This is a genomic window from Pseudomonas sp. P5_B2 (genome assembly GCF_056400445.1).
Map to the genome: position 1 here is coordinate 1 of NZ_JBFULH010000624.1, position 2,306 is coordinate 2,306.

Genomic DNA, 2,306 nt, shown 5'->3' on the forward strand with positions numbered 1-2,306 from the left:
CGTATCGCACGTTGACCTGCAGGAGAACGGTGCCGCTCCGGTAGCACCCTCCGCTCTTCGTCCCGCGACCAAGGTATTCGTCAATAATAGCTTCGTGGACGTTTCAGAGCCGCGAGCGCTTGATATCAGCGAGCTACCCGGGATTGTTAATGATTTTCGCCAAGCGGCGGCAAACGCCATCGCAGCGGGATTCGATGGCGTAGAGATCCACGGCGCAAACGGCTATTTGCTGGATCAGTTCGTTAAGGACGGTGCCAACATCCGCACCGATGCCTACGGTGGCTCGATTGAAAATCGCGCTCGTCTACTGCTGGAAGTGACGGCGGCGGTAGTAAACGAGATCGGTGCCGGACGTACAGGCATCCGTATATCGCCAGTTTCGCCAGCCAATGGTGTCTCCAGCAGCGAACCGCAGGCCCAATTTGACTACATTGTCGACCAACTCGATGCCTTGGGCATTGTGTACCTCCATGTGGTCGAAGGCGCGACTGGCGGGCCGCGCGATATTGCGCCCTTCGACTTTGGTTCTTTGCGCCAACGCTTCAAAAACACTTACATCGCGAACAATGGCTACGACGTGAATTTGGCCACCTCTCAACTCAACGATGACAAGACTGACTTGATCGCCTTTGGACGTCCCTTCATAGGTAACCCGGACTTGGTGGAGCGCCTTAAAACCGCTGCCTCTTTGTCGGCATTCGATCCTGCGACCCTGTATGGCGGCGGTGCAGAAGGCTACATCGACTACCCAACCCTTGCTGAATCCAGTACCCGGCACGGCTAAAAATCACGTCTACGCACGTCCTCCGGACACCACGCATGACTCGCCTATCGATATCCGAAACTGAGGATCAATTCATGAGCATCCCTGCCACCGTTCTCATTACCGGCGCCTCCACTGGCATCGGCGCTACCTATGCCGAGCGCTTTGCACAGCGCGGGCACGACCTCGTACTGGTTGCACGCGACAAAGGGCGGCTGGATGCTCTTGCAGCCCGGCTGCGTGAGAAACACAACATCATCATTGATGTTCTCCAGGCTGACCTGACCCAAATCAGCGATTTGACCACGGTCGAGGCTCGCCTGCGCGACGACGCCAGTATTGGCATCCTGGTGAACAATGCAGGCGCCGCACAATCCGGCAGCTTTATCGAACAATCCACCGACAGCGTTGCTCAGTTGGTTACGCTCAACACTACTGCACTGGTACGGCTTGCCAGCKCCATCGCCCCACGACTGGCACAAGCCGGGGACGGAGCGATTATCAACATTGGATCGGTCGTGGGGCTGGCACCGGAATTCGGAATGACCGTCTACGGCGCGACCAAAGCCTTTGTCCTGTTTCTGTCGCAAGGGCTGAGCCTTGAGCTCTCGCCAAAAGGCGTCTACGTGCAAGCTGTTCTCCCTGCGGCCACCCGCACGGAAATCTGGGAACGTGCGGGGATCGACATCAACACCTTGAGCGAAATTATGGACGTGGGCGATCTGGTCGATGCTGCGCTTGTCGGTTTTGATCGTCGCGAGCCGGTGACCATTCCACCGTTACAAGACGCTGCTCGTTGGGATGCTCTGCAGGCTGCCCGCCAAGGTTTGCTTTCAGAGATTCGCCAATCTGTAGTCGCCGAGCGCTATCAAGCTGAGGCGTGATTGTCACGCTGCAGGCGCTGATACGCATACCTTGATGTAAAGGCGCTTGCTGCAGATTTTATTACATTCACTCATCCGCCCCTCATCAGGGCACGGTGTGCACATGATCGTTGAAGCCAAAAATCGTGACCTTGGATTGCCAGCGCCGTTCGTCTGCGCCGCGAACCAGCGGGTGACTGTCGAAGGAACAGCATTTGCCTACCGGGACTTGGGGCCGAGAGACGGGTTGCCGCTCGTTCTGTTGAATCATTGGGGCGCAGTCCTGGATAACTTCGACCCACGCATCCTCGACGGACTAGCCCGCACCCGGCGAGTCATTGCAACTGACTTTCGGGGAATCGGCGCATCGGGTGGAACCGCCCCTTTGACCGTCAGTGAGATGGCAGACGATGCAATCGCCGTGATCCGCGCTCTGGGATTCAACAAAGTCGACCTGCTGGGTTTTTCATTGGGTGGGTTCGTCGCACAGGACATTGCGCTGAGAGCCCCTGAGCTGGTGCGCAAACTTATTCTGACCGGTACCGGGCCTGCAGGCGGCCAAGGTATAGATAAGGTGTGGTCTGTGTCGTGGCCGTTGATGCTCAAGGGTCTCCTGACAGTGCGCGACCCGAAGTTTTTCCTCTTCTTCACCGCTACGGCCAATGGGCGAAAAGCTGCCA

Annotated in this window: 3 protein-coding genes; all 3 read left to right on the top strand. The window is 57.4% G+C overall.

What is annotated here, in order from left to right; all coding sequences use genetic code 11:
- A partial coding sequence (locus tag AC1DRJ_RS24845) for an oxidoreductase (protein WP_477804492.1) occupies positions 1–784 on the top strand: 784 nt, incomplete at its 5' end.
- A gap of 74 nt (positions 785–858) precedes the next feature.
- Positions 859–1,647 (top strand): SDR family NAD(P)-dependent oxidoreductase, encoded by a 789-nt coding sequence (locus AC1DRJ_RS24850; protein WP_477804493.1) that lies wholly within the window; start codon positions 859–861, stop codon positions 1,645–1,647.
- Between the two features lie 103 nt (positions 1,648–1,750).
- A partial coding sequence (locus tag AC1DRJ_RS24855) for an alpha/beta fold hydrolase (RefSeq protein ID WP_477804494.1) occupies positions 1,751–2,306 on the top strand: 556 nt, incomplete at its 3' end.